The organism is Brevibacillus brevis NBRC 100599, from assembly GCF_000010165.1.
Classification (GTDB): domain Bacteria; phylum Bacillota; class Bacilli; order Brevibacillales; family Brevibacillaceae; genus Brevibacillus; species Brevibacillus brevis_D.
Genome location: NC_012491.1, coordinates 5,811,816 through 5,837,549, shown reverse-complemented (window position 1 = coordinate 5,837,549; position 25,734 = coordinate 5,811,816). Strand labels below are relative to the sequence as shown.

The 25,734-nt window shown below is 47.4% G+C and carries 20 protein-coding genes; 18 read left to right on the top strand and 2 right to left on the bottom strand.

Annotation, left to right across the window (positions count from 1 at the left end):
- Nucleotides 1–82 precede the first annotated feature (82 nt).
- Genes BBR47_RS27615 through BBR47_RS27605 form a run of 3 tightly spaced genes read left to right on the top strand, consistent with a single transcriptional unit; the run spans nt 83 to nt 5,080 of the window.
- Entirely contained in the window at nt 83–709 is a 627-nt protein-coding gene (locus tag BBR47_RS27615; RefSeq protein ID WP_015893691.1) for a TetR/AcrR family transcriptional regulator, read from the top strand.
- 31 nt (nt 710–740) lie between these two features.
- Nucleotides 741–1,973 (top strand): efflux RND transporter periplasmic adaptor subunit, encoded by a 1,233-nt coding sequence (locus tag BBR47_RS27610; RefSeq protein WP_015893690.1) that lies wholly within the window; start codon nt 741–743, stop codon nt 1,971–1,973.
- Entirely contained in the window at nt 1,970–5,080 is a 3,111-nt protein-coding gene (locus BBR47_RS27605) for an efflux RND transporter permease subunit (protein ID WP_015893689.1), read from the top strand. The genes BBR47_RS27610 and BBR47_RS27605 overlap by 4 nt, the downstream gene beginning before the upstream one ends.
- 58 nt (nt 5,081–5,138) lie before the next feature.
- Here BBR47_RS27605 and BBR47_RS27600 read toward each other — a convergent pair whose 3' ends face one another.
- Nucleotides 5,139–5,990 (bottom strand): CPBP family intramembrane glutamic endopeptidase, encoded by an 852-nt coding sequence (locus BBR47_RS27600; protein ID WP_015893688.1) that lies wholly within the window; start codon nt 5,988–5,990, stop codon nt 5,139–5,141.
- 200 nt (nt 5,991–6,190) lie between these two features.
- Here BBR47_RS27600 and BBR47_RS27595 point away from each other — a divergent pair, with 200 nt between their 5' ends.
- The 9 genes from BBR47_RS27595 to BBR47_RS27555 all read left to right on the top strand — a co-directional run bounded on the left by BBR47_RS27595 (nt 6,191) and on the right by BBR47_RS27555 (nt 17,823).
- The gene (locus tag BBR47_RS27595; RefSeq protein WP_015893687.1) at nt 6,191–7,486 is read left to right on the top strand and encodes an HD domain-containing protein; all 1,296 of its coding nucleotides are present in this window, start codon (nt 6,191–6,193) and stop codon (nt 7,484–7,486) included.
- Entirely contained in the window at nt 7,479–8,009 is a 531-nt protein-coding gene (locus BBR47_RS27590) for a YwgA family protein (protein ID WP_015893686.1), read from the top strand. The genes BBR47_RS27595 and BBR47_RS27590 overlap by 8 nt, the downstream gene beginning before the upstream one ends.
- Before the next feature lie 187 nt (nt 8,010–8,196).
- Nucleotides 8,197–8,592, top strand: a complete 396-nt coding sequence (locus BBR47_RS27585; RefSeq protein ID WP_015893685.1) for a thioredoxin family protein — start codon at nt 8,197–8,199, stop codon at nt 8,590–8,592.
- Between the two features lie 37 nt (nt 8,593–8,629).
- Nucleotides 8,630–9,529: an S-layer homology domain-containing protein gene (locus tag BBR47_RS27580; RefSeq protein ID WP_015893684.1), complete on the top strand. Its 900-nt coding sequence runs from the start codon at nt 8,630–8,632 to the stop codon at nt 9,527–9,529.
- Nucleotides 9,529–13,518, top strand: coding sequence for a hypothetical protein (locus tag BBR47_RS27575; RefSeq protein WP_015893683.1), 3,990 nt, complete (start codon nt 9,529–9,531; stop codon nt 13,516–13,518). The genes BBR47_RS27580 and BBR47_RS27575 overlap by 1 nt, the downstream gene beginning before the upstream one ends.
- Before the next feature lie 66 nt (nt 13,519–13,584).
- Nucleotides 13,585–16,386 carry a lipase/acyltransferase domain-containing protein gene (locus tag BBR47_RS27570; protein ID WP_015893682.1) on the top strand — a complete coding sequence of 934 codons (2,802 nt, stop codon included), beginning with the start codon at nt 13,585–13,587 and terminating at the stop codon, nt 16,384–16,386.
- Between the two features lie 26 nt (nt 16,387–16,412).
- A complete protein-coding gene (locus BBR47_RS27565; RefSeq protein ID WP_015893681.1) occupies nt 16,413–16,718 on the top strand; it encodes a hypothetical protein in 306 nt (101 codons plus the stop codon).
- Between the two features lie 110 nt (nt 16,719–16,828).
- Nucleotides 16,829–17,326, top strand: a complete 498-nt coding sequence (locus BBR47_RS27560) for a YwhD family protein (protein ID WP_015893679.1) — start codon at nt 16,829–16,831, stop codon at nt 17,324–17,326.
- Nucleotides 17,327–17,565: 239 nt separating this feature from the next.
- Entirely contained in the window at nt 17,566–17,823 is a 258-nt protein-coding gene (locus BBR47_RS27555) for a hypothetical protein (protein WP_015893678.1), read from the top strand.
- A 49-nt stretch (nt 17,824–17,872) separates the two neighbouring features.
- On the opposite strand, the gene BBR47_RS27550 is transcribed toward BBR47_RS27555, so the two are convergent.
- Nucleotides 17,873–19,924, bottom strand: coding sequence for a transglycosylase domain-containing protein (locus BBR47_RS27550; protein ID WP_015893677.1), 2,052 nt, complete (start codon nt 19,922–19,924; stop codon nt 17,873–17,875).
- Between the two features lie 195 nt (nt 19,925–20,119).
- Here BBR47_RS27550 and speE point away from each other — a divergent pair, with 195 nt between their 5' ends.
- The 6 genes from speE to BBR47_RS27520 all read left to right on the top strand — a co-directional run bounded on the left by speE (nt 20,120) and on the right by BBR47_RS27520 (nt 25,699).
- Nucleotides 20,120–20,953 (top strand): polyamine aminopropyltransferase, encoded by an 834-nt coding sequence (speE, locus tag BBR47_RS27545; RefSeq protein WP_026134007.1) that lies wholly within the window; start codon nt 20,120–20,122, stop codon nt 20,951–20,953.
- A gap of 19 nt (nt 20,954–20,972) precedes the next feature.
- The gene (speB, locus tag BBR47_RS27540; protein ID WP_015893675.1) at nt 20,973–21,842 is read left to right on the top strand and encodes an agmatinase; all 870 of its coding nucleotides are present in this window, start codon (nt 20,973–20,975) and stop codon (nt 21,840–21,842) included.
- 180 nt (nt 21,843–22,022) lie between these two features.
- Complete coding sequence (locus tag BBR47_RS27535) at nt 22,023–23,267, top strand: MFS transporter (protein ID WP_015893674.1); 1,245 nt, start codon at nt 22,023–22,025, stop codon at nt 23,265–23,267.
- A gap of 55 nt (nt 23,268–23,322) precedes the next feature.
- Complete coding sequence (locus BBR47_RS27530; protein WP_041749698.1) at nt 23,323–23,736, top strand: DUF1934 domain-containing protein; 414 nt, start codon at nt 23,323–23,325, stop codon at nt 23,734–23,736.
- Between the two features lie 74 nt (nt 23,737–23,810).
- Nucleotides 23,811–24,203 carry a hypothetical protein gene (locus tag BBR47_RS27525; protein ID WP_015893672.1) on the top strand — a complete coding sequence of 131 codons (393 nt, stop codon included), beginning with the start codon at nt 23,811–23,813 and terminating at the stop codon, nt 24,201–24,203.
- 77 nt (nt 24,204–24,280) lie between these two features.
- A complete protein-coding gene (locus BBR47_RS27520; protein WP_015893671.1) occupies nt 24,281–25,699 on the top strand; it encodes a sigma-54 interaction domain-containing protein in 1,419 nt (472 codons plus the stop codon).
- Nucleotides 25,700–25,734 lie beyond the last annotated feature (35 nt).

Here is a 25,734-nt window from a genome sequence, read left to right as displayed (position 1 = left end):
ACATGCATGCAGTCTCTTTATATAATGAGTTTGGAAAAAAATGAAAATGCAAGTAATTGCTTGCTTGGTACGGAGGTGCGTCATGGATCACCCAGATATAGAACAGAAGCTGGGGGGGAGAGGCGAAGAGGAACAGGAAACCCGTGAGCGAATTTTATCGGCCGCACGTCAGCTAATGGCACAAAAGGGATACAAGGGAGCGACTACACGCAAGATTTCTGAGCTTGCTGGGGTGAATGAGGTGACGGTATTTCGTCACTTCAAGAACAAGGTAGGCATCCTGACTGAACTCCTGAAAGAAATCATGGATGTCCGAGAGCAGCTGGAGCAAGGGTTGCAAGGCGAGTTTGCTGATCTCAAGGAAATGCTGGTTAGCTACGCACGTACGTATTACGGCTTATTAGTCGAGCGCAAAGAAATTTTCATGATCTGCATGATTGAAGCGGATAATCACCCAGAAGTCGTGCAGATGTTCAGCAGCCTGCCGATGACCGCAGTCGAGGTATTGTCCAACAAGCTCCTAGTGTTTCAGGAGCAAGGTCATTTGCCAAAGGCTGTTCCGTTCACGGCAGCTCTTATGTTCGTCTCCACTTTCTTCTATGCCTTCATGGCGAAGTATCGGGTTAATCTCGATCTCGAAATGGTAGAAGAAGAGCTTTTTGAAAATGCTTCTGAAATCTTGCTACAAGGCATCAGAGGACTCAAATAAACAGCATAGCTACATAGGGGCGGAGGAAGTCATGAAGAGAAGATGGCTTGTATCTGTAATGATGATCGGACTATTGGCAACGACGGCTTGCAGCGAGCAACAGCCTGCTTCGGCACCTCAGAAGGAGTTGAAGCATGTCGTCGTTGCACCAGTAAAGAAGGAGCAGGCTGTTACCGTCACGGAGTTGTCTGGTACGCTGGCTCCTTTGGAGGAAGCACTCGTTTCTTTTGAAGTAGGCGGTCGTATTGTGGAGATGAACCGAAAAGAAGGAGACACGGTCAAAGCGGGCGATGTGCTTGCCCGAGTGAATGCTACAGATTACTCGCTCCAGGTTGCTTCGTCCAGCGCTGCCGTGCAGCAGAGTGAAGCAAATCTTAGCAAGGTAAACAATGGCGCGAGAGAGCAAGAAGTGACGCAGGCGCGTTTGCTTGTGGAGAAGGCAACAGTAGGACTGCAAAAAATGCAGGATGATTTCAATCGGATTGAAAAGCTCTACCAGCAAAACGCCATTTCCAAAAGCGAGTATGAAAGTGCACAAAATGGACTGACGATTGCGCAAAAGGATTTGCAAAACGCACAGCAGTCTTATTCCCTGATTACTCAAGGAGCTCGTTCGGAAGACAAACAGTTGACACAGGCTGTCTACAATCAGACGGTTATCGCCAAAGAAGTGGCAGCCAATACACTTGCCAAAACGCAGCTTCGTTCGCCGATTAACGGGACGATCATCGCTAAGCTCTCGTCTGCGGGCAACTTGGTCGGTTCAGGTACCCCTGTCTATCAAGTCGGCAACATCGATACATTAAAAGTCGTATTGCCCGTTCCTGACCGTGAGATTTCTGCATGGAAAGTAGGCGAGGCGATCTCCTTAGACCTGTATGGTCAAAAACGGGATGGCAAAGTGACCAAAATATTTCCCGCCACGAACCAAAATACCGGAACGATTGGCGTAGAGGTTCAAATCGCCAACCAAGCTCGTGACTGGTTTGCTGGTCAGGTGGTGAAAGCGACCAAAACGGTAACGGGGCAGGAAGGTGTCTACGTACCGGTAGAAGCAGTCATCAGTAGAGGCAAAGATGACGCGCATGTCTTCGTCAATGCAGGCGGGAAAGCTGTCAAAACAAGCGTAGCCATCGGGCAGATTGTAAGTGACAAGCTCGAGATCAAGAGCGGATTAAAAGAAGGAGACCAACTGATCGTCAAAGGGGTGGACCGTTTGTTTGACGGTGACCCAATCGAGGCGGCAGGAGGTACACAGCCGTGATCAAGTACATCGTACAAAAGCGCAAAATTACGCTCCTGTTTTTCAGCATGATTGTACTTGTAGGCTCCCTCAGCTTTTTTCAACTGCCTAAGCAAGAGATGCCGGATATTATCGTAAACATGGCGACGATCACGACGGTTTATCCGGGAGCTTCGCCGGAAAAGGTCGAGCAGGCTGTTACGAAAAAGCTGGAAGAAAAAATCAACGAATTGCAAGGACTTAACTATATATCATCCTCATCTTCCCTCGGCGTCTCTTTTATCATGGTGGAAGCAAAGAGTGACGTAGACCCGAAGCAAAAATGGGATGAATTGCGGAAGAAGGTAAAGGACGCAGAGGCTGATTTGCCAGCAGATGCGAAACAACCGATCATCAATGATGATTTGAACCGTACGTTTGTCCAATCGTTTGCGGTCACCGCTGACTCGCGTGAGGAATTGTACAGCATGCGTACCATGCTGAAATCGTGGAAGGAACAGCTGCGCACCATTCCAAACGTAGCGGATGTACTGGTGGAAGGTCTACCGGAGCAGGAAGTCCACATCGAGGTTGATACGCAAAAGCTTAGCCAATACGGGATCACGTGGAGTCAGGTGATGATGGCTGTCAAAAAGGAAAATGAAAAAATCCCGCTTGGCGACCTGACCACAGAAAAACGGACCTACCAGCTCAAGCTGGCGGAAAATACAGATGTCGAAGAACTGAACAAAGTCATTATCTCCCGTTCAAAAGAGGGCTTCCCGATCTATCTAAAGGACATCGGATCGGTCAAAATGTCGACGGAGACGGTGAAAACAACTTCGTATTTCAATGGGAAGCCTTCGATCACGATCAGTGTTAATGCAGAGACGGGAAGCGATGTACCGTCCTTGCAGAAGCGTGTAGACGAGATGATGGTGACTCTGGATAAAACACTTCCGGCAGGGGCCGAGAGACACTCGATTTATAGTCAGAATGAACGTGTGGATGAGCTTTTTGGCGACCTGACTCGGGAAATGATGATTGCCATTGTCGCAGTTTTGGTGGTGTGTGCGCTCGGATTAAACCTGATCACATCGTTGGTAGTAGCGATGGCGATTCCGATTTCCTTGGCTGTGGGGCTTATGTTCCTGCCATCTATGGGTATTTCACTTAACATGATCTCGATCGTTTCCTTGATCATTGTGCTCGGGATATTGGTCGATGACGCCGTGGTGGTCAATGACAATATCGAGCGGAGACTGTCTGTCCTGGGTGAAAAACCGATGGCTGCGGCGGTTAATGGCGCCAAGGAAGTATCGATTTCGATCACGACCGCTACGCTGGCTACGATTGCGTCATTTGCTCCTTTGATGTTTCTTAGTGGAAACGTCGGGCAGTTCATTCGTCCGGTTCCCGTCATTATTTCGATGACGATGCTGGCGTCAATGGTCATGTCACTGACGATCATCCCGATCTTTCGCCAATGGTATGAGCAACGTAGAAAGGCTGGCGTAGAAGGGTATCGCAAGCCCGCTGGACTTTTGGGAAAACAATTGTTGCAGCTGACCAAGTGGTATGCGAGCAAGGTCATGCCGAAAATTTTGAAGCGACCACTTTTGGCAGGAATGATTGGCGTTTTGATCGGAACGGCTGCATATGGATTGATACCGCTCACTCCGGTGGAATTGTTCCCGAACGATGATCGCCCGCAGTTTCTCATCGATATCCGTCTCCCCGTGGGCAACAGTCTGGAAGAAACAGACCGGGTGGTGCGTGGGACGGCAGATTGGGTGTTGAAGCAGCCTGGTATCGAGGCGGTATCTGCATACGCGGGAGGCAGTGCACCGAAAATGTTCGGTGGAGATACAGCTGCTGGAAGCGGCATTACCGTCGGACAGTTAGTGGTTCGTTATAATGAAAAAGAGACCCATCTCGAGAACATGCTGGAGCCGTGGACGGAAGAATTCAAAAAGCTGTATCCGGAAGCGAGTATCTTGACGAAGCAGCTGGAGGCAGGTCCTCCGGTTGGAAAACCAGTCGTGATTCGTTTTTACGGAGAGGATATTGAGACGCTGCGCTCTCTTTCTGCGCAAACAAAAGAAAAGGTTGCCGGATTAGAGGGCACGTACAATGTGCAAGACGATTTCGGGGTAGAACGCTACACCTTGGAATTTGTCGTGAACAAAGAGCTGATGGAGCAAAAGCTCGTCAACTATACAGACTTGTCCACGACATTGCGTCTGGTGAGCGAAGGCATCACCGTCAGCGAGTTTGATACAGGCTCAGACCTGATCGATATGAAGCTGTTCTTGCAAAAAGGCGAGGAAGACCCTGCATTGCTGTTCCAGCGGCTCAGCATCGCCAATGCACGTGGAGAGCTGATCCCGTTATCACAGCTGGCGGAGGTAAAACCGACTTTCAGTACACAGACGATTCCGCATCGCGATTTGTCGCGGAGCGTGACAGTTACCAGTGATCTGAAAGGGAGAACGGCGACAGACGTAATGGCAGAGATCAAGCCGATGCTCGATAGTATGTCCTTGCCAGAAGGATACCGCTATGAGATTGGCGGCGAGACTTCCGAACAGACTGATATTTTTATCGACATGGGCAAACTCTCGATTCTTGTTGTTTTCCTGATCTTGATTTTGATCGCGATGCAATTCTATTCCTTGACGATCCCTGTACTGGTTACAAGTACGATTTATCTCGCTGTTTCGGGGAGCTTGATCGGCTTGTTCGTGACCCAGACACCACTTGGCTTTATGACAATGATGGGGATTATTGCGCTGGCGGGCATCGTGGTGCGTAACGGGATCGTGTTGATCGAGTTCATCGAGGAAGCACGTCATACAGGCATGGAGCTGAAGCAGGCAGTTATTTCTGCATGTGAGGCACGACTACGGCCTATTCTTTTGACCTCGCTTACAGCGATTGCTGGTATGATGCCGTTAGCTATTTCAGGTGACGTTTTGTTCAAACCACTTGCGGTCACCATTATTTTTGGCTTGGCATTCTCGACACTTTTGACTTTGATCGTTGTGCCGTCCTTCTATACCGTTCTAACGCAGCACAAGATCAAAAAGTTGGCGAAAAAAGCCGCGAAGCGCCCGGATTTGTATGGGCCTGAGGCAGAGACTCTATAATACATGCAACAGCGGCAAACTTTCCGATTCATTTCTTTCGGGAGTTTGTCGCTGTTTTTTAGTAAGCTTTTCTTGCTTTTCGCCAGCCGATTATCAACAGAGCAAGAACCAGTATGAGAAAACCGAGTACACATAAAGCCCAGATTGACTGTAGCAGCATGCTTTGGTTGACCAGCCAGGGAATCTCCTCCAGAGGCATGTTTTTCATTTTGGGGAGAGAAGGGATGATCATCGCGTCCGCATAAATGTGCAGGATGATCGGAGCTAGCAATCCCCAGCGAAGTGCTGCCCATGCCCACAAAACACCAATGAGAAACGATTCGAAAAGAATTCCTAGACCATGCCCAGGTACGTGATAGTAGGCGAAAATCATGGAAGGAATGAGTAGATACATCCACTTCACACCAGTGGGCAGGTCTGTGCTCCTTCGATAGATGAGTGTTAGCAAAAGAAACGGGATGCCGCGAAAGACAAGCTCCTCCCACAAAGGATTATGCCAAGTGGCAAACACAAGCAGATTTGCTTTGCCAGCGAGTGACTGAGCACCAATTGGCTGCGTGGTAGACCATCCGCTAATCGCCTGAAAGGCAGCTCCAGCCGCTTTTGCCAATAAGAGCCCGACAAGGATGAACAGAAAGGCTTGCCCCAACTTTTTCCCCCGTACAAGCCATAAGATGCCGCCAACGTAAATCAGCGAGATCACACCAAAAATAAGCCAGCCAGGAAGCGGAACAGCGACCTTCCAATCGGTTTTCGGCCAGAATAGTAGAGATACGGAAACAGTTTGTCCGAAAAAACCTGAGGAGAGAAATTGTCCCCAGGAGGCGAGCAAGGGCAAAAAGAGCATCATCATCAAGAAAAGGAGTAAAAGTGGGTTTTTGGTCATGTATCGAAATGTATTTGTCCACACTTGCGAAAACCTCTCATTCCAACCATTTTTTCCTATATAATCCTACATGCCTTTTACTCGGTCTAGATGGAAATGGCATTCTTCAGATTTTTGTAAGAGTTTGTTTAAGCAAGAAAAGGTATTAGACGTATGATATGATAGAATCAAAATTCACTGTCAGTAATAGATAGAAAAAGCAGTACAGGAAGGGAGTGTCCAGGATGCAACAGCCCCAGCTTCTTCATGAAGAAAAGGTATTCAAAGACCCTGTCCACCGCTACGTCCACGTGCGGGACAAATTCATTTGGGATTTGATCAACTCGGCAGAATTCCAACGTTTGCGCAGAGTCAGGCAACTGGGCACCAGCTTTTTTACGTTTCACGGTGGAGAGCATAGCCGCTTTAACCACTCGCTTGGCGTGTATGAACTGATGCGCAGAATTTTGGAGACGTTCGAAGGCCGTATTCAGTTGACGTACGAGGAAAAGCTGCTGTGTCTATGTGCGGCTTTGCTCCACGATGTGGGCCACGGTCCGTTTTCCCATTCTTTTGAAAAGGTGTTCAAGTATCACCACGAGGATTGGACGCGCGCCATTTTGCTTGGAGATACGCAAATCAACCGAATTCTTCGTCGGTTTGATGATAGCTTCCCGAAGAAATTGGCAGAAGTGATTAATAAGACATATGACAATAAACTGATCGTAAGTCTCATCTCCAGCCAGCTCGATGCCGATCGGATGGATTACTTACTGCGTGATGCCTACTATACGGGCGTCAATTACGGCAATTTCGAGATTGAGCGAATCTTGCGTGTCATGCGGCCGCAGGAGGATGGCATTGTCTTTAAATTCAGCGGGATGCATGCTGTCGAAGACTACATCATGTCTCGTTATCAAATGTACTGGCAGGTCTATTTCCATCCGGTGACGCGAAGTGCCGAAGTCATCTTGTGCAAAATTTTTCAACGGGCGAAGCTCTTGTTCTCCCAAGGCTATCCGTTCATGCAGGAGCCTGTCATGCTGCTGCCTTTCTTGCAGGAAAAAGTAGAGCTGGCTGACTATTTAGCGCTTGATGAGTCGATCATTCTTTTCTATATGCAGCTCTGGCGCAGAGAGCAAGACCCTGTGTTGAAAGATTTGTGCGCCCGTTTTTTGGACAGGAATCTCTTTAAATACGTCGAATATAATCCGAGGGATTTTCGCTTGCTGTCTGAGTTGAAAGAACTATTTCAATCTGCCGGAATTGATCCGATGTATTATTTGGAGGTAGACACGACCTCCGATCTTCCGTATGATTTTTACCGTGCCGGAGAAGAAGAGGAGCGCATTCCGATTATGCTCCAAATGCCTTCAGGCGAACTTGTCGAGCTGTCACAGAAGTCAGAAATTGTACAGGCCATTAGCGGAAAGCGGCGTTTTGATTACAAGCTGTACTTTCCATTGGATAAAGTCATGGCTTTGCCGGGGGATCTCTCCCGTAAGATTCGAGAACGTCTGGGAGTGATGGAGGATGCTTAATCGTCACGCCAAGATCATACGCCTGATTGAGATAGTCGGCGAAGTGAGCGGGCGAAAAAAATTACAAAAGATGGTGTACATAGGAAAACATCTGGAGATGGATTTCGATGAGCGCTACGAGTTTCACATGTACGGTCCATATTCGGAAGAGCTGACGCTCAGAGTAGATGAGCTGTGCAACATGGGGCTTCTGGATGAGCAAATGGAGAGTAAAGGTGCCATTCATATGTATCGTTACTCTTTGAACGAAACCGGTCATGATTTTCTCAAGTTTCATGAGGTTGACTTCGGTAGTGGAGAACGTGCGATTTTGCGTATGAACGAGGAGAATTCCCGTTTCCTCGAGCTGGTTTCTACGATTCTGTATTTCAACCACTTGCCCTATGAGGAAATGAAGGGCAAAATCTTTACGTTTAAGAGCAAGCAGCGCTACACCGAGGAAGAGATTCAAAAAGGGCAGGCGTTTATTGAAGAACTGCGTGCGTTGATGAAGGAAGACGGCGGCAGTTTACTTATGCAATAGGAAACATCATACGAGGAAAAGCACGGCGTACGAACTTGCAAGAGTTGTGGTACGTCTTTTTTTTTTTATACATGTCAGCCAGTCCAATGGGGCTGGCTTTTTTTGTCTCAGCTCGGAGCTGCATAATACGGGCATCGTTCTTTGACAAGTGCATACGTTATGAAACATTCTGATTCGCGAAAGGGAGATGGACGTGAGTAGAAGCAAGCAATGGTGGCTGTGGATCCTGCTCGGTGTTGTTATGCTTGCCGTCGGTATAAGTGCGTGGTGGGGTACAGCCAGTGCACAAGAAGAAGTAAAAGTGGTGTACGTCTATAGTGATAGCTGCGGATATTGTACGGAGTTCGGCCCGACATTTGAGAAAGTCGTGAAGGAGTATCCACCTGAAATGATCCAACGACTGGATATCCATGAGCAGAAAGAGCTAGATGAAGCGTCGCGCCTCGGGGCAGAGGCAACCCCCACTGTTTTTGTCGTCGAACAAGGTAAGGTGATCGACAAGCTGGAAGGGGCGGTGCCCGAGAATACGTTGCGAAGCTTTTTGCAAAGGAACCTAAATCAGACTCTTTCTAAAAATGGATAATATAGGTAAAATGTCCAGTAAAGAGGGGGGTCATTCCATGAACAAACGTGCAATCATGTCATACCTACTAGCAGCTGTTCTCGCAGTGGCAGGGCTTACTGGAGTAGCTAATAGTCAAACCGTACAGGCTGCTGCGTCAGCGAACGATTACGCTTCACATACAGCAAAGGCAGCCATTGATTTCGGTGTACAGAAGAAATACTTATGGCTGGATAGCAAGGGGAACTTTTATCCGAATAGTCAAATCACGCAAGGGCAGTTTATCGCGAGTTTAGGAGCGATTCGCGGATTGAAGGAGGTAGCCCCCGTTCCGGAGCTCCCGGTAGGGCATTGGGCGAAGGTGAGCTATGAGCAGGCGCAGAAGGCGGGGATTTTGGCGGGGGTGAAGGTAGAGCCGAACAGGCTGTTGACGAAGGAAGAAACGGCAGCGCTGGTGTATGCAGCGTGGAAGCCGATTCGGGGTGAAAAGAATCCCAATTTAACCAATACTGGGGCGCTTATCACGTGGGGATGGATGAAGCCAGCACCTAGTGGTCAGCCTAAATTTCGTGAGGATTTGCCTGTGACGCGAGGGGAAGCGGCGGAAATTTTGCGTTATTTGTGGAAGGATAAATGGCAGCTTGAGCAAGGGGCGAAATATGCGGATGAGTTTCATAAGAGCTTGAAGGTTGTGAATGGGAAGATTAGTGGGAAGGTGCCTAAGGGTGATGGTGATTTTATGATAAGGGCGATGTTTGTCTCAAAACAAAATGTTAAAGAAGGTTTTTTAAATAATGAATCCTTCAGTATTTCAATAAACGGTGCAGACTATATGTCTTTAGTAATAATAAATAATAACGATTCAACGGATGCTGGTGCTTTTATGTATCCCAAATTACCTACTTTTGAGAGAGTTGATAACACGCGGAAATTTTATAAAGTGAAGGGTACAAAATAATGATAAAACTTATAATGAAGCACAGGAAATTAATTTTTTCTGTGCTCTCCTTTTGTCTCTTAAGCGGGCTACTTACTATTTATTCAAATTTTGCAGGTGCAACACCAAACTACCACGGCATTGGTGTTGCTACTGTAGATTCACAAAAAGAGCTTGCACCGAAAAATCAGTTTGACATTCTTGCGATCTCAGGAATAGATGGAGAACTCGGTGCAACAGTATCACAAATTGAAGTAGATAGGGTCATTGATGGAAATAGAGTACTAGGATTCGCTGATATCAACAAAAAAGCAGACAGAGGATGGTACTTCGTAGACGAAAATGAAACAAACTACTGGATCAAACGGTTTGGTGGAAATCCCAATTATATCTTGGGGGGAACTGCTAATGTTTATAGTAAAACTGTTTCTAGTAGTACTATAAGAGATTTCAAAGAGTACCAAGCCTACAACCTCGCAGAACTAGCCTCCGCCTCAGGCGGCGCAGGCTACACCAAAGGAGACAACCTCGTCCCAGACGGCAAAGGCGGGTACATCTCGGTAGGCCACTTCCGAACCACCCCACAACCCAGCGGCAGCATAACCACCAACAAAACAAAATACAACCTCAACGAAACAGTTGAGATCCATGCAAATGCCACGGACTTTTCTTACTATGACCGCGGCATTTTTGTATGGTCTTTAAGCGTGATCAACAAGACAACAGGACGTGGATACAAGAGCATCTTGTCTAATCAAAAATTCAACGATCCAAGCACTGCCGTTCCCAAAGTAAACGAGACAAGCAGTCCCCCAGGCTACAAGTGGACCTTTAAAAATACCGACTATAAGCCTACCGAGCCAGGCCTGTATGAAATATCGCTAACCATCACTGACCTGCATCAAAGAAGCCGCCAAGGATCAAGCAGCATAAGCGTTTCGACACCTTATACAGCACTATTCACAGTGGGTGATGTAACCTCACCGGAAAAGCCTGATCCCGAAAAGCCTGATCCAGGTCCAGCATGTTCAATCGGGTCAACAAAAACCAAACTGAACATTCAAGTCGTTGGCGACAAGGATATTAAAGACCACAATGCTGTTGCCAGCGGCGGCTCGGATATTGCTGTCGAAAAAAATGCAGATATCACTCTCTCTGCCAATAAACCAGGAAAATACACGATGAATGGTTATGACATGAAGCCTGGAGCGAATGGCAACAGGAAAGTCGGGACAGGAAGCATCGGTAGCTCTGGACGGGTAAAAGTCGTCTACACCAGTGATGATGGAACAGAGTGCTGGGAGAAATATTTTAGAGTGGAGTCGCCAGATGGCGAAGACTCATGCCCCATCGTTACGCTGTCGGCATCTGCAGTAAGAAACGGTCAAACCATTGAGATTATGCCGTTCGATACGCTTACGTTCCGGGCTAAATACACAACCAAATACGGAGATAGCTCGGAGGCATCGCTCAAGTGGGATGTATCCCTTCCAAACGGAAAAACTTATACCTTGCCAGTCAGGGAAAATGACAATGGCAGATGGGGACCCTATGATTCCTCCAGTTTAAAGCTTCCGTTCGGAAATGTTTATAACCCGTACTATTTTCCATTCGAGCGAGGAAAAACGTACAAACTAAAGCTAAACCTCGATGGGACAAAGTGGAGGGAGCGACCTGAATGCAATTGGGAAATAACGATTGTGGTAAAAGATGCTTCCTGCTCGATCGCTGATCAAAAAAAGGTTTCATTTTTAGTACATAGCGAGCCACCTCTGCCATTTTCTCCTGAAGGTGAAGGCATGAATGGATCGGTCAGCTCAGGATTTACATTGAAAGACCCCGTATACATCAAGTATTTTTCGAAGGCTGGAGATCAATACGATACTAATCTATCGTTTTCCTCAAAGGTATCTGGTACTTGGTATTGGAAGAGCCCTGAAGGAAAAACAGCGTTAACCGACAAGCTTGCAGTGGACGAGCGATTCAGGCTCATGTTGCCGGCAAGCGTAGATGTTGGCGATGAAATCGTACTGCTGTTCGAGTCCGAGACGGGCTGCACGGGTGAGGTGCGATTCACCATTGAATCCGACCAAAAATGCTGGGATATTCTCGCGTCAGTAGAAATCGATCGAAACAACCAAAAGTGGAGCAAGGATATTCAACGTGGTGAAACCATTGAAATGGCAGCAGAGGAGATTCCAGACAAGTATCGGTTTCGGATGTTTTTGTCGGATGATAGTCACTTTTCGATGAGGTGGTTTGATCCTGCGTCTGGCTCCTGGGAAAGAAAGCGAAACGGAAAGGCACTCGATAGCTCAAATACCTCCACAAATAGCCACTGGGTGTATTTCCCGAGAGACGAAAATGGTCTTCTTTTAGAAGGACTGTACAAGGTGCAATTTTATTCGACCCAGAGTGACGGCTGCGACGGTCATTTTTTTGTGCAAATCGGCAAAGGCGTTCCAAAACCGGATGGAGAGAATTTACTGATTGTGAAATCGAGCTTTCAAATTGACCCGAAGAGCCCTCAAGCCGCAGGAACCGATGCGACGATTACATTCAGCGTGAAGAATGCCGGGAAAGTAACGCATGATACGAAATTGGCTGTTCGCTGGGCGAGCTCAGAAAAGGAAACTCGCTTGGACGTGAATGAATTCAAGCCGGGTGAGGTGCGTAAGATCACGATTCCGACGAAGTATCCGCAAAAATCCGAGGATTTTATTGCCCATATCAACCCTGGGAAATCCATGCCGGAAAACGAGACGATCTGGACAGACAATCGTGCGGCTTGGCCAGTGAAAATTGTCGGTGGAGAAGTTCCGGAGCCGCCTGGTGGTGGAGGAGATTTTGATGGCGGTGAAATTGGGTTAGAGATTTATGACAGTGATGGTAGACAGCTACAAAAACTGCCGCTACATGCAGATGGCGTGTGGGAACGTGAGCCTGCGACGATTCGCGTGGTCATTGATCAGACGAAAATAAACGAAGGCTTCCAAAAAACAGAACAGGAGATCAATCAAAAAATCACGCAATTTAAAGCGCAATTGGAGAGTTCAGTCAGCGGGGACACGATCAAAAACGTAACTGTCACTGCCAATCCGGGGTGGATTTCAGATGCCAAGAGCATGGCGGTTTATACGCCACCACAGCTTGATTTAAAGCTGACAGGCCCGGGAGCCCCGATGCAATGGCAGGTAAGCAGTGCATCTACAGGCTCAGAGGTCGTGTATACAGGAACCACGGTCCCAACACAGACGACTTGGCGCCAAGTACTCCAATCGCAAAAATACAAGGCTGAAATCAACGGCTTTGTCATCGTGATGGATTATCAGGTCGATTTTGAACTGTCCTACGAGAGCTGCGCTATGAACGACGAAGATGAAGAGGTGTGTGAGCCTCGGAACCTCTCCAAAACGATGGCAGGACGCTATACCATTACGGTAAAAGGGGGAGAGCGCTCCTTTGAAGTCTTTGAGCCGAATGCAACAGGCTCGATTCGCCATACGGCCGAATGGGAAGCGTATCATACCAGAGACCGATATCCAAACAGCCAGCCAAATGATTACTACGCGGGAGAGCGCATCTTGACACAAGTGGAGCTACAGGCTCGACACCGCCATCCCGTGAGTAATCAGTTTCCTGTCGTGACAGCTGCGCGGGCATGGATTTCAGAAACAGGCTTACGCCAAACGCCGTTACAGTCGTTGTTAGCCCTGCAACAAGCGAGTCCTCAGCTATGGAGAGGCCCTTCCTATTCCGCTTCCAAGCTAGGAGCTCGTGAAGTGGGTGTAGATACGCCTTTGATGGGGGATAAACAGCATGGCTTCCAAAAGGATGCGAGCTACGCAGTCTATTACTCTGTTTCCTTTCGTTTTGACGTGAACAAGGGCTTCCCTTATCAAAATAAAGCTTCTGGGCAAGGGCACGAAATAAAAGATTATGCGCTACCCTTCCGTATCATTGCAAATGCATGGGAACGACAAGGAATCCGCAACCATACGACGCAGTAAAAATATTTGCACCCCCTCTCTGTCTTTTTCTACTGTAAAGCTAGAAAAAGGATGAGGGGGATTTTTGTGGGAATAATCACGCGACGCTTGCTTTGTGTGCTTCTCCTATTCGCTTTATGCTTGGGAAATACAGTGGAACAGGGCTGGGCAAAAGAACGGGAAATATTCGTAGAGGAGGCGTGGGCATGGATCGACGAGGGAGAGGTGCGTTTTCAGGCACAATTATCAGGTACTCCGGATAAAGTCGAGCTTTCTGTCAGTCAGGGCAGCGTCAGTAAAATCCGTTCTTTTCACGAGGAGTCTCAGATTTCCCTCGCTGTCATGCCTATGGATGATAGCCCTATCCAGATAACGATGTCCATAGATGATGCGGAAGGGCCGTTACGTAGCTGGGAGTTATCGTTACCTGAACACATAGAGCCGACCGTAGAAATAATAAAAATCAAAAAGGCGCCTTGGGATGAAATGGGTTCCGATCAGGAAGAGCCGTTAACGTTGGTCGAACGAGAGGGCGAAGACAAAAACAAAAACGAGGCTCCGGCAGAAGAGGCAGAACACAAACAGGATCAGGATCAGGATGCCTCCGATGAAGAGCTTTCGCGGCTAGCAGAGGAATTTTATGCGCATTTTTCAAGCGAGAATAAGCCAGGAGAAGCGGAACTGCGAAATAGAGAAGTTCGCTTTGAGGTAGAACCGAATGATACTTTGGGCAGCAAATCGGATTGGCTATTTGATGGAAAGGACAGTCATGGAAAGATTAGCAGCAAAGATGATGTGGATTTTTGGAAAATCAGAGGAACAACAAAGGGACAGATGAATATTTCCCTCACAGATATTCCGGCAAACGAAGACTACGATCTGTATGTGTATGATGAGGGGGAAGGGGAGCTTGCCCGTTCAGAGCAGCATGGAAATGAGTCTGAGCTCATCGAGGGACTGACACTGGAAAAAGACAAATGGTACTACATCAAGGTAGTTGGAAAGCAGGGCTCGTTTTCGAAAAATTACTACTACCGCTTGCGAGCTGATTTTTCCGCGGATCATGGAGGAGGCGGCAAGGCAGATGGATACGAGCCGAACGACACAAGGGAAGCGGCATACAAGCTGGATGCATATAACCGAAAGATCGTAGGAAATCTTCATTCAAAGACGGATGTAGATTTTTACAGCTTATCCTTTCCGCTCTCTTCTACTGTGGAGGTCTCTCTCAAGGATATCCCTACTGGAATGGATATGGACGTATTTCTGCTCGACGAGGCTGGAAAAGTAGTCGCTAGTTCCGCGAAAGCGAAGAATTCGGATGAACATATTATCTTCAATGCCTATCCTGGCACCTACATAGTCAAGGTTATGGCCAGCAAACGCTCGGGTTTTACTGCTAACTCGTACAGTCTTTATATAGGAGACAGAACGATTCCGGTTATTTTAATCCCGGGAGTGGGTGGATCCCGACTCGAAGTAGAGCAGAATGGAAAGAGATCGGAAATATGGTTGGGACTTGGTGATAGTCTCATTGGTATTAATGATCCTAAACACCGCCGGCTACTCTCTTTGGAGCCGATCAAGCCAAATAGTATAGATGTACAGCCAGTCGCCCGTGATGCGACGATCCACCCGGAAAAGGATGATTTTTACGCCATCGAATATCTTTCCTATGCACCATTTTTAAAAGAACTTACTGAACAGTATTACAGCATGGTAAAGGAACTGGAGAAGGCGGGATACAAAAAGCACCGCACCTTATTTGCACTACCGTACGATTGGCGGTACAGCAGCACCAAAAATGCCAAGCTTCTAAAAGAGAAAATCGATGCTGCACTTAAGGCAAGTGGGGCAAACCAGGTGCATTTGGTGGCACATAGCATGGGTGGGCTCTTGGTAAAAGAAACACTTCTATCCAATGTGTCCTACCAGCGCAAAGTGAATCGTGTCGTATACATGGGCACACCCTTCCTTGGCTCTCCACGGGCATATCAGGCTCTTAAGCACGGATACAATTTTTCAATCCCTTGGCTGGATGAGGAAACAGGGAAAGTGATTTCCTCCTATGCACCTGCTGTTTACGAGCTACTACCCTCTAAAAAATACTTTGAATCGGTTGGCTTCCTGAAAAGGAGTAACATTCAGTACTACACCTATGACGATTTTTTAAAGGACAAAAATATTCGCCTCGACTATGCGCCGCTCGTCAGACATGGCGGCCAGATGCATGAAAAGTGGGATAACAAAACGATCAATGTTCCACAGTATTCCATCGTGGGTACCGGCCAAGTAACACTGCTCGGTTACTTTTATGATTCTTTTTATAACGAATGGTCCCCGATTCTGGATCCTGGCGTTGGGGACGGTACCGTTCCGTATATGAGTGCCAATTACGCCCAGAAGGATATGAAAAAACGATACTACGTGAAAGGCGAACACGCCAAGCTGCCGACCATACCAGAGGTCATCGACCAAGTAACGCGATTGCTACAGGGAGATGACGAATTACAACCAGGGTTACGCAATGCTCCGGATCAAAATGCGGACTACCTGTATTACATCATTGCACAAGATGACAAAAGCTTTCCTGAAGTGACGATACACAAGTCCGGACAGACCTTTACGCTTGACGTCAATAAAAAAGAAGTACGGGAAGACCTGTCTATTGAGTATCACGATCGTATCGTTGTTATCCATGTTCGAGATGGTGAAGACTTGGAATTCCAGCCGCCTGTAGCTGTAGAGGGTGCGGAGCCAGCGCGCTTTCTGATCAAACGCTTCTCATCAGATGATTCGGAGCGTTACAAAGAAACAGGTAGACGTTACGTGCTTGATGAGCGTGGACTGGCTGAGGTAGAACAAACTACGGATTCCAATGATGTGTAATCATCAAAAGCAAAGGGTGTAAGACAATGGATGATAACTGGATTGTTTGGTTCATACTCGGTCCTTTCGTATTCTCATTGATGTTTGCGGGGCCTTTGATTGGTTTGCTCATCGGTGCTTTCATTCGCTTCACGCTAGGCTTTCGAGGCTGGTTGATCTTTCTAAGTGTTCTTTGTATCAGCTTTGTGTACTACCTGTTTATTGTTCCCTCTGACACGATGCTAGGTGAACTGTTAGTCATGAAGGTTGCCATGGCCGTCCATACAGCGATCGTAACGATCCTGATCATGTGGGGCATCGAAAAAATCATCCAGCTCATAAACAAAAAATGAAACACCCAAAAGCCCATGGATAAATAACTGGGCACATAGGCAAATTGCGTCATCGTACGTTTTTCGAGTAGAATAAAAGGAAGGAGAATGATTGTCTGGAGGTTATTCAAATGGATATTTTTGATAATAAAAAAGGCGGCTTTACCATCATGAGTGGAAAAACCGATGTACACGGCGGTTTTGGTCAAGGTGTGCTCGACCTGAATGCTGTGTCCTCGGTCATTATCGATGGGGACGAAGCGTACATTGACATGGGTGCCTTACATGCCAAAAGTTCTGTTGAAAAGGGCATCAAATGGACGACAAATAAAGAAGAAGTACCAAATGGAAAGCCTTATTGGCTCGTTTGGGTAACAGTCGATCGCAATGAAGCCGGTCCTTACTATGCAGGGGCGACTGCGTGCTACATGGAAATCGATCGGGAAGCGCGTAGGGGCTACAAAATTTTGGCGGATCACGTGAATCGCATGGATTACTCCATGAAGAGACGTATTATGTTGACCGATCTATCCGAGAAGGAAAAAGCCGCTCTGAAAAAGCTTTTGATTGAAAATAACGAGGCTATGTATGAGAATTCTACCGAAGAATTAAAGCAAAATTTGTCCTAAAGTTGGAAATCGTGAACGGTCTGTGAACAAATCGTGAAATGAATTGTTCACACAATTGAAGTCAGGTAAACTTATTTCCATATTGTGTTACATGTACACTTGGTCAACAAACAGGGAGAGAGCCGTCACTCTTTCCCTGTTTGTCTTATATAATTGTCAGCGTTCATCATAGTTTTTGGGAAATCGCGGAACACTAATGGGGATTGAACCAAACTGTTTGACGGAAGGGGCGGTACCCATTGGAAGAAGATCTCCGTGGTAATGAACAATCGCATGATCATTTTGTGAGGCACGGTGGCGTCCATTTCCGCACACATGTGACTCCGACCGAGATAAACAATTTTGTACGCAAGCTCCCTGCTGGAAAAAGGGACAGCTTGTTTGAAGTACTGGAACAGCTTGATCATGCCGGTCTGATTACGATCGTCAACGACCATGTTTTTGCCGATGGAGATGGAGTCGTGGGCGGCGGAGACAATCAGAGCACGCTAGGTTAATAGGCATACAAAAAGGACGTACTCGATTAAGAGAAACGTCCTTTTTTCTTTAGTGATCTGGTTTCCACCAACTGCCCATGCGCTGCCAAAAGGTCGAAGAATCCGGCGGCTTTAAAGGTGTTGGTGTCTCATTTTTGGGGATGTGATTCATGCAATAATCTTGAGGCTCTGTTCCGCTGGCGAAATAAAATAGCTGTGGATTCGGACAATGCTCGGTCGCCAGTTTTCCAGAAGCGGGATCGATATAGACAGAAACAACACCAGCAGGCATGTCAAAGAGGGCAGGGGGCTGACCTTTGAGCGCACTTTCCATGAACTGGGACCAGATTTTTTTGGACAGATAGCCTTCCTTTACGTCATCGACTTTTTGATTTTTGTCGTAACCTACCCATACGGTCGAAACCAGCTGCGGAGTGAATCCGCTCAGCCAAGCGTCATAATCCGTAGATCCTGTTTTCCCTGCTACTGGTCGGTTCATTTCACCAGCTACGCGATATCCCGTACCGCCTTGTTCAAATACACTTTGCATCATATTGACTAAGAGAGCAGATGCGACAGGATCGGCTACCTGCGTTTTCTCTGGTTTTTCTTCAACCAAAAGGTTGCCCTCGCTGTCCTCGATGGAAGTGATCGCAATGGGCTTCACTGCTTGTCCCTTGTTGACGATTGCTGCATAAGCTGCGTTTAGCTCTAAGGGAGAGACAGGTGAAGTTCCTAGTGCGAGAGAGGGAACTGCTTGCATTGAGCTGGTAATACCTAATTGCTTTGCCTGATCAACCACTTTTTGCGGCCCGAGAAAATCAATGGTCTTGACGGCATAAATATTGTCGGAGGTTTTGATTGCTTCACGCATGTTGATCAGTGCGTTTGGATATTTTCCACCAAAATTGCCGGGAATGTACTGCTTATTGTTATCGTAGGTAAAAACGGTCGGTTCGCTTTTCATCAACGTGAGCGGTGTATAGCCGTTTTGCAAGGCTGACAAATACATGATCGGCTTGAAGGAGGAACCGGGCTGGCGCTTGCCAAGCACGCGATTGAACTGACTCGCCTTGTAGTCACGTCCACCTACCATCGCTTTGATATAGCCGGTAGCAGGGTCCATGGCGACGAGGGCAACCTGCAAATTCGGATTATTCTTCGGTAAGACGGAGGCAACAATATCCTCGGCCTTTTTTTGTACAACTGGATCAAGGGTCGTGTGGATTTTGAGACCGCCATGAATAAATTTTTCTTCGTCAATGCCATATTTGTTTTTTACCAAAGTAGCGATGTAATCACGGAAATAAGGAGCTGGCTCGGTTACCTTATCGTTTGCTCGCTGTTTCAGCTTGATTGGTTCCGCGTAGGCTTGCTCTGCTTCCTTCGATGTCAGTAGATTGTCGCGCTCCATCGCATCCAAAATGAGCTTTTGTCTGGCTTTGGCGCGTTCTAAATCGACAAATGGTGAATAATAAGTAGGACCCTTAGGGATGCCTGCGAGCATGGCGCTCTCTGCAACCGTCAAATCTTTGGCGTCCTTGCCGAAATAGGTTTGGGCAGCAGCTTGTACGCCATAGGCTGAATGACCGTAATAAATCTGATTCACGTACATTTCTAATATTTCATCCTTGCTGTAATTCAGTTCAAGCTGAATCGCAAGCAGGGCTTCCTTGATTTTTCGCTCCCATGTCTTGTCCAAGCTGAGGTACAGATTTCTCGCCAATTGTTGGGTGATGGTACTGGCACCTTGACGCATGTCCATGTTAACGACATCGACATAAGCAGCCATGGCTAATCGTTTCCAATCAAAACCGAAATGCTCGCGGAACGAACGATCCTCGATAGCAATGGTCGCATCAAGCAATGCTGGTGAAATCTCTGCAAGCGGCACAGAAATCCGGTTCTCGCCACGGTGCATCGTATCCAAAACCTCTCCATTGGAAGCGTAAATTGTCGTGGTTTGCTTTACAAATGTTTCCGGGAGTGGTTGTGAGCGTAAGTACAAAATGAGCAGCAAGATGGCAAAAGAGAAACATAATAGGCTGAGAATGGTAAATTTTACGAATTTCTTAGCCCAACGCAAATAGCGCAGCAATGGGGCTTCGCGAATGACTTCCATGTGTGCCTCTCCTCCTTTCTGCGGTTGAATAAATAAAATAGGACATACTAGTTACTAGTAGTATGTGTCGCTTGCAAGCTGGTTAAACTTTCCTTGCTAGAAAAATATCTTGCAATTTGGAAGACAGCTACTATAATTTTCTTGTTATATTGTATTTTCATGCGGTTAATTGAAGGAGGTTACATAGCCATGAACATGGAATTGTGGTACACCGAAAAACAGACGGAAAATCACGGGATAACAACGAAAATTACAGAGACCCTATACAGTGAGAAATCCGAGTTTCAACAAATCGACGTAATTCATACGAAGCAGTTTGGTCGCATGTTAGTGCTCGACGGCATGGTTATGACTACCGATGTCGATGAGTTTGTCTACCATGAAATGATTTCTCATATCGCGCTGAATACGCATCCAAACCCGAAGAAGGTTCTGGTTGTAGGCGGCGGCGATGGCGGTGCTATTCGTGAAATCGTAAAGCACGCGTCTGTAGAAAAAGCAGTTCTGGCTGAAATCGACGGTGGCGTCATTGAGTCTTGCAAAAAATATTTCCCTGAGATTGCGAGTGCATTGACAGGTAATCCGCGTGTAGATGTACAAGTCATCGATGGTATTAAACATATTCATGACCACAAAGGTGAGTACGATGTGATCATGGTCGACTCTACAGAGCCAGTAGGACCTGCTGTAGGTTTGTTCGAAAAAGGTTTCTACCAAGGCATCCACGATGCTTTGAAACCAGACGGTATCATGGTTGCTCAAACGGAATCTCCTTGGTTCAACCGTGAACTGATCAAGCGTGTGTTCAAAGACCTGAAATCGATCTTCCCGGTTACTCGTCTCTACACTTGCAGCATCCCTACTTATCCATCCGGACTGTGGAGCTTCACTATCGCTTCCAAGCAACATGATCCGTTGGAAGTAGACCCAGCGAAAATCAAAGATCTGGGCACCAAATACTACAATGCGGAAGTTCACCACGCTGCTTTCAAACTGCCTAACTTTGTGGCTGAGCTGACCCGCGACTAATCGGGGGAGAACTACACCTATGCGTTTTGACGAAGCATACTCTGGAAATGTCTTTATCCGTAGTCACGGGAATTACGAAGAAAGCCAAGCGGTTATTTACGGTATGCCGATGGACTGGACAGTGAGCTTCCGCCCGGGATCTCGTTTTGGTCCTGCCCGTATTCGTGAGGTTTCTATCGGACTGGAAGAGTACAGCCCGTACTTGGACAGGCTGTTGGAAGACATCAAATACTTTGATGCTGGCGATATTCCACTTCCTTTTGGAAACGTGGAAGGTAGTCTGGACGCGATCCGTACATTCGTGGCAAAAGTATTGGCAGATGGCAAATTCCCATTGGGTCTTGGCGGAGAGCACTTGGTTTCCTGGCCAGTATTCCAAGCGGTTTATGAAAAGTACAAAGACATGGTCGTATTCCACTTTGACGCGCATACAGACCTGCGTGACAACTACGAGGGATACGAATACTCCCACTCCACCCCGATCAAAAAGGTATGCAATCTGATCGGCGGTAAAAATGTATACTCTTTCGGAATTCGCAGCGGGATGAAGGACGAGTTTGAGTGGGCAAAAGAAAACATGCACCTGTACAAATACGATGTACTGGAGCCAGTGAAGCAAGTGCTGCCTACCATCGGCAACCGTCCGATCTACCTGACGATTGACATCGATGTATTGGACCCTGCGCACGCTCCAGGAACAGGTACAACAGAAGCAGGCGGCATTACATCTCGTGAGCTGCTCGATACGATTCACTTCATGGCAAACAACGGTGCGAATGTCGTCGGTTGTGACCTGGTGGAGGTTGCTCCTGTGTATGACCACAGTGAAATGACGCAAATCGCGGCGTCCAAATTCGTTCGCGAGCTGCTCTTGAGCTTTGTAAAATAAGATATCTACGTAAGTAAGCCTCCGGTTTTGGAAAAGAACCGGAGGCTTTTTCTATTGGTGAGAGAGATTGAATTAAATTAATAAACATTTTAGTTTACAAAGTATAAAATAGTCAGTACAATCATAATAGTGAGATGATTGAAAAGTCGACGGAGGTTTTCTTACAAAGGAGTTGTCTGCATGAGAGAGGTATTTGCCTACGCACCATTTCGAAAGCTGTTCTTTTCCAATTTGTTCTCCGGTTTTGGGCAAGGCATGACGATGATCGGGATTGCCTGGTTCCTCGTGGAAACGACAGGCTCTGCTCAACTTTTGGGCTCCACGATGTTTACTTCTGCGGTACTGATGTTTTTTATTGGGCCGTATATCGGGACGCTCATCGATCGTTACTCCCGCAAAAAAATGCTTCTAATCGAAAACTTGATCGGATTTGGCGTACTTGGCCTGCTCGCGATCTGGGGCTTTTTCGGAGAGTACACCGAGTGGATGCTGATTGTTATCTATTTGACGACGACTTTTATGTACCAGATTCATTACCCGACCCAGTCCGCGTTGGTTCAGGAGACGTTTGAGCCCAAGCACTACAATAGCATCAACAGTCTGCTCGAGATCGAAGGACAGACGGCATCCGTTCTTGCTGGCGCGTTTGCGGGGATTTTGCTGAGCTCCTACGGGCTGCATGTGGTGATTATTTTCAATGCGATTACGTACTTGTTCGCCTTTACCCTGCTGTCTACCATGACGTATACCTTCACACTGGAAAAAGAAGCGAAGCAAAACCAGGGTGTCGCGTGGACGGCGCAGCTGATGGAAAGCTGGCGGTACATTCGGCAAAAGAAAGGATTTCTTCTGTTTGGTATATCCGCACTTATGCCCTTCATTGCTGTTATGGCGACGAACTTATTGAAGCCGGTTTACATAAGCCAAACGTTGCAGGCGGGTGTCTCGGTTTATTCGCTAGGAGAGGTCACGTATGCACTAGGTGCTGTGGCGGCAGGTTTACTCGTTGCGATCGTCGTACGCAAGATGGGGCAGCTGGCAGCCATGATCGGCAATACGTTGCTATTCGCGATTGCCATTGTCGTCATGATTGCTTTGCCGTATGGCTGGGCGCTGATTGCGGCGTACACGTTTTACGGGTGGAGTAACGCTTCTGTGCGATTGATTCGGCAATCGCTCTATATGACAGTTGTGCCGAAGCATCAGATGGGGCGGGTGATGAGCTTTTTCAACTCCATCGGCATGATGATGCGTCTGGTCCTGATCGGTTTGTTTACGGCGATGATCGATTACACGGGGGCAGGAGTCGGATACTTGGTGTTGGCGGGTCTGCTGTTGCTTGCGGCGATTGGGGTTGCTGCTACCATGAAATACCTGCTGGCGGATGCCAAATCGGAGGCGGCGGTTGCCACAGAAGAGCGGTGAAGGGTAGAATGTAGGGATAAAAGGGAAGCGAAAGAAAGTGGAGTGTGGAAGCAGCATGCAAGACATACAAGTGAAATTGACGGCACGGCATCATGTCGAAGGCAACTGGGAAGAAACGACCCACAGCTATGAAGGCAAGCGCGTACAAAAAGCATCCGCGTGGTACTTGACCTACAAAGAGCAGATGGAAGGCGTAGGCGAAGTAAGCACGACACTGAAGCTGACAGATACGTCTATTACGCTGGTCCGTCAGGGTGGTGTTTCAACCAGGCAGCAATTCGAAAAAGGAGCCAGCACCCATTCTACCTATCAAAGTCCCTATGGACCGTTTGCAATGGAGACGCTTACGAACAAGCTGCGAATTCGCTACGAGGCAGAGGTTCCTGTACAGGTAGAAATCGCATACCAGCTATGGATGAATGAGCAGTACGCTGGTGAGCATGAGCTGAAAATAGAGCTAGGAAAATAAGCCGCCCTTTGCAAGGGCGGTTTTTTGCACGTACAATAGGAGTACTTGCGGCTGAAGTGAGAGGGGGATACAGCATGTTTGTACTCACAAATGGACTAATAGCCGGTTTGGGTCTTGCTGCTTTTTTGGCACTCGGGGATGGTTTGTTTGATACCAATACCTTTCCCGTTTTAATTGATGTCAGCTATGTACCGGGCATGGAAAACCTGCCCTCTATTGTAGAACTATTGATTCATCTGCTTATTAGTGTGATCGTCGCCTTTTTTCTCATGCACTTTTACCCTTGGGAACGAAAAGCCCGATCGGTACGATACTTGCTGTACTGGATGCTCGGTTTTTCTGTCGCGTTTTTCCCATTTAGTGTGTTAAGTAAATCCCCGATTAGTATGACAGCGTTCCTCATTTGGATATTGGGACATTTACTGTATACCGCTATGCTTGCCATTCAGGTAGGGCGTAATCGATAATAGCGTAAAAGTGCCGAATATTCGGCGAAGTGATGATTTTTTGGCAGCATGGATGGAAGGAAGGAGTGAAAGCCAGGATGCCGTTGTCAGATACGGTAGAAATGTTGCAGGCGATCTTGGGTGCTATCGATGAAGGAATTCACGTTGTGGACGCAAATGGCATTACGATTTTCTACAATCACGTCGCAGCCAAGCTCGATGGATTGACCTCAGAAGAGGTGTTGGGAAAGCCATTGTTGGAGGTTTTTCCTTCACTTGATCGACAGTCGAGTACTCTGCTACGTGTTATCGATAGTGGCGAATCAATCTACAACCAGACACAGACATATAAGAATTGGAAGGGAATGCGTGTAGAGACAATCAACACGACACTTCCGGTGAGAGTAGGCAAACGGTTAGTCGGTGCAGTCGAGGTGGCGAAGGATATCGGCAAGCTAAAAGAACTGTCGGAGCGCTTGGTTGATCTTCAGGCCCAAATTAGCAAGCCGAAACGGACAAAACGCACGGTAGATGAAACGACTTTCCATTTCGAAGATATTTTGACGATGAGTGAAAAAATGAAACGCCTCAAAGAACGCGCTCGAAAAGCTGCTCGGACAAGTTCTCCTGTGTTGATATACGGCGAAACCGGGACGGGAAAAGAACTGTTTGTCCAATCTATTCACCACGCATCTGTCCGCAGTAGTAAGCCATTCATCGCGCAAAACTGTGCCGCGCTTCCGGCCGCATTGCTCGAAAGCTTGCTGTTTGGCACGACAAAAGGAAGCTTCACGGGAGCCGATGATCGACCAGGGTTATTCGAGCTGGCGGACGGTGGTACTCTATTTCTGGATGAACTAAACAGTATGCCGCTCGATTTGCAAGCAAAGCTGCTACGAGTCCTCCAGGACGGTCAGATCAGACGGATCGGTGGGAGCCATTCGACCAAAGTGGACGTACGGGTAATCGCAGCAGTCAACGAAGCACCGCAGTCACTCGTGGAACGAGGGGTCATGCGAACCGACCTATACTATCGGATCAACGTCGTCTCTTTTGAACTGCCTCCATTGCGAGAGCGCAGAGAAGATGTGGATATGCTGATCGATCATTTCTTGGAAAAGTTCAACCAGATCTTCGGTATGAATGTGCGTGGAATCAGCAGTGAAGTGGCTAGTTTGTTTGCTGCGTATGAGTGGCCGGGGAATGTCCGTGAACTGGAGCATGTCATAGAAGCAGCCATGAATATGGTGGAGTCGGACATGATTTTGTTGGATCATCTTCCGGCTCATTTGCTGGAACGCTCGCAGTCTGAGAAAAAGGAAGCGCCAATTTCAGCTCAAATCCTACCCAAGGAAGGCTGTACGCTGCCCGAAATTTTGCGTGAGGTAGAGGAAAAGGTGATCAAAGAGGCGATGCAGCAAACGGACGGCAATGTACTTCGCGCCGCCAAGCTCTTGGGCATCCCAAGACAGACGCTGCAATACAAGCTCTCGCAACGGATGATCCCTCCCTGTTGAGTGCCGAAAATTCGGCAGACTCGCGAAGGATCAAA

What these genes read in the sequence shown, in the direction of transcription:
- speB (WP_015893675.1), top strand. Translation starts at nt 20,973, where the DNA reads ATGCGTTTTGACGAAGCATACTCTGGAAATGTCTTTATCCGTAGTCAC.
- BBR47_RS27590 (WP_015893686.1), top strand. Translation starts at nt 7,479, where the DNA reads ATGCTTAATCGTCACGCCAAGATCATACGCCTGATTGAGATAGTCGGC.
- BBR47_RS27585 (WP_015893685.1), top strand. Translation starts at nt 8,197, where the DNA reads ATGGACGTGAGTAGAAGCAAGCAATGGTGGCTGTGGATCCTGCTCGGT.
- BBR47_RS27535 (WP_015893674.1), top strand. Translation starts at nt 22,023, where the DNA reads ATGAGAGAGGTATTTGCCTACGCACCATTTCGAAAGCTGTTCTTTTCC.
- BBR47_RS27580 (WP_015893684.1), top strand. Translation starts at nt 8,630, where the DNA reads ATGAACAAACGTGCAATCATGTCATACCTACTAGCAGCTGTTCTCGCA.
- BBR47_RS27560 (WP_015893679.1), top strand. Translation starts at nt 16,829, where the DNA reads ATGGATATTTTTGATAATAAAAAAGGCGGCTTTACCATCATGAGTGGA.
- speE (WP_026134007.1), top strand. Translation starts at nt 20,120, where the DNA reads ATGGAATTGTGGTACACCGAAAAACAGACGGAAAATCACGGGATAACA.
- BBR47_RS27530 (WP_041749698.1), top strand. Translation starts at nt 23,323, where the DNA reads ATGCAAGACATACAAGTGAAATTGACGGCACGGCATCATGTCGAAGGC.
- BBR47_RS27575 (WP_015893683.1), top strand. Translation starts at nt 9,529, where the DNA reads ATGATAAAACTTATAATGAAGCACAGGAAATTAATTTTTTCTGTGCTC.
- BBR47_RS27610 (WP_015893690.1), top strand. Translation starts at nt 741, where the DNA reads ATGAAGAGAAGATGGCTTGTATCTGTAATGATGATCGGACTATTGGCA.
- BBR47_RS27615 (WP_015893691.1), top strand. Translation starts at nt 83, where the DNA reads ATGGATCACCCAGATATAGAACAGAAGCTGGGGGGGAGAGGCGAAGAG.
- BBR47_RS27550 (WP_015893677.1), bottom strand. Translation starts at nt 19,924, where the DNA reads ATGGAAGTCATTCGCGAAGCCCCATTGCTGCGCTATTTGCGTTGGGCT.
- BBR47_RS27565 (WP_015893681.1), top strand. Translation starts at nt 16,413, where the DNA reads ATGGATGATAACTGGATTGTTTGGTTCATACTCGGTCCTTTCGTATTC.
- BBR47_RS27525 (WP_015893672.1), top strand. Translation starts at nt 23,811, where the DNA reads ATGTTTGTACTCACAAATGGACTAATAGCCGGTTTGGGTCTTGCTGCT.
- BBR47_RS27520 (WP_015893671.1), top strand. Translation starts at nt 24,281, where the DNA reads ATGCCGTTGTCAGATACGGTAGAAATGTTGCAGGCGATCTTGGGTGCT.
- BBR47_RS27595 (WP_015893687.1), top strand. Translation starts at nt 6,191, where the DNA reads ATGCAACAGCCCCAGCTTCTTCATGAAGAAAAGGTATTCAAAGACCCT.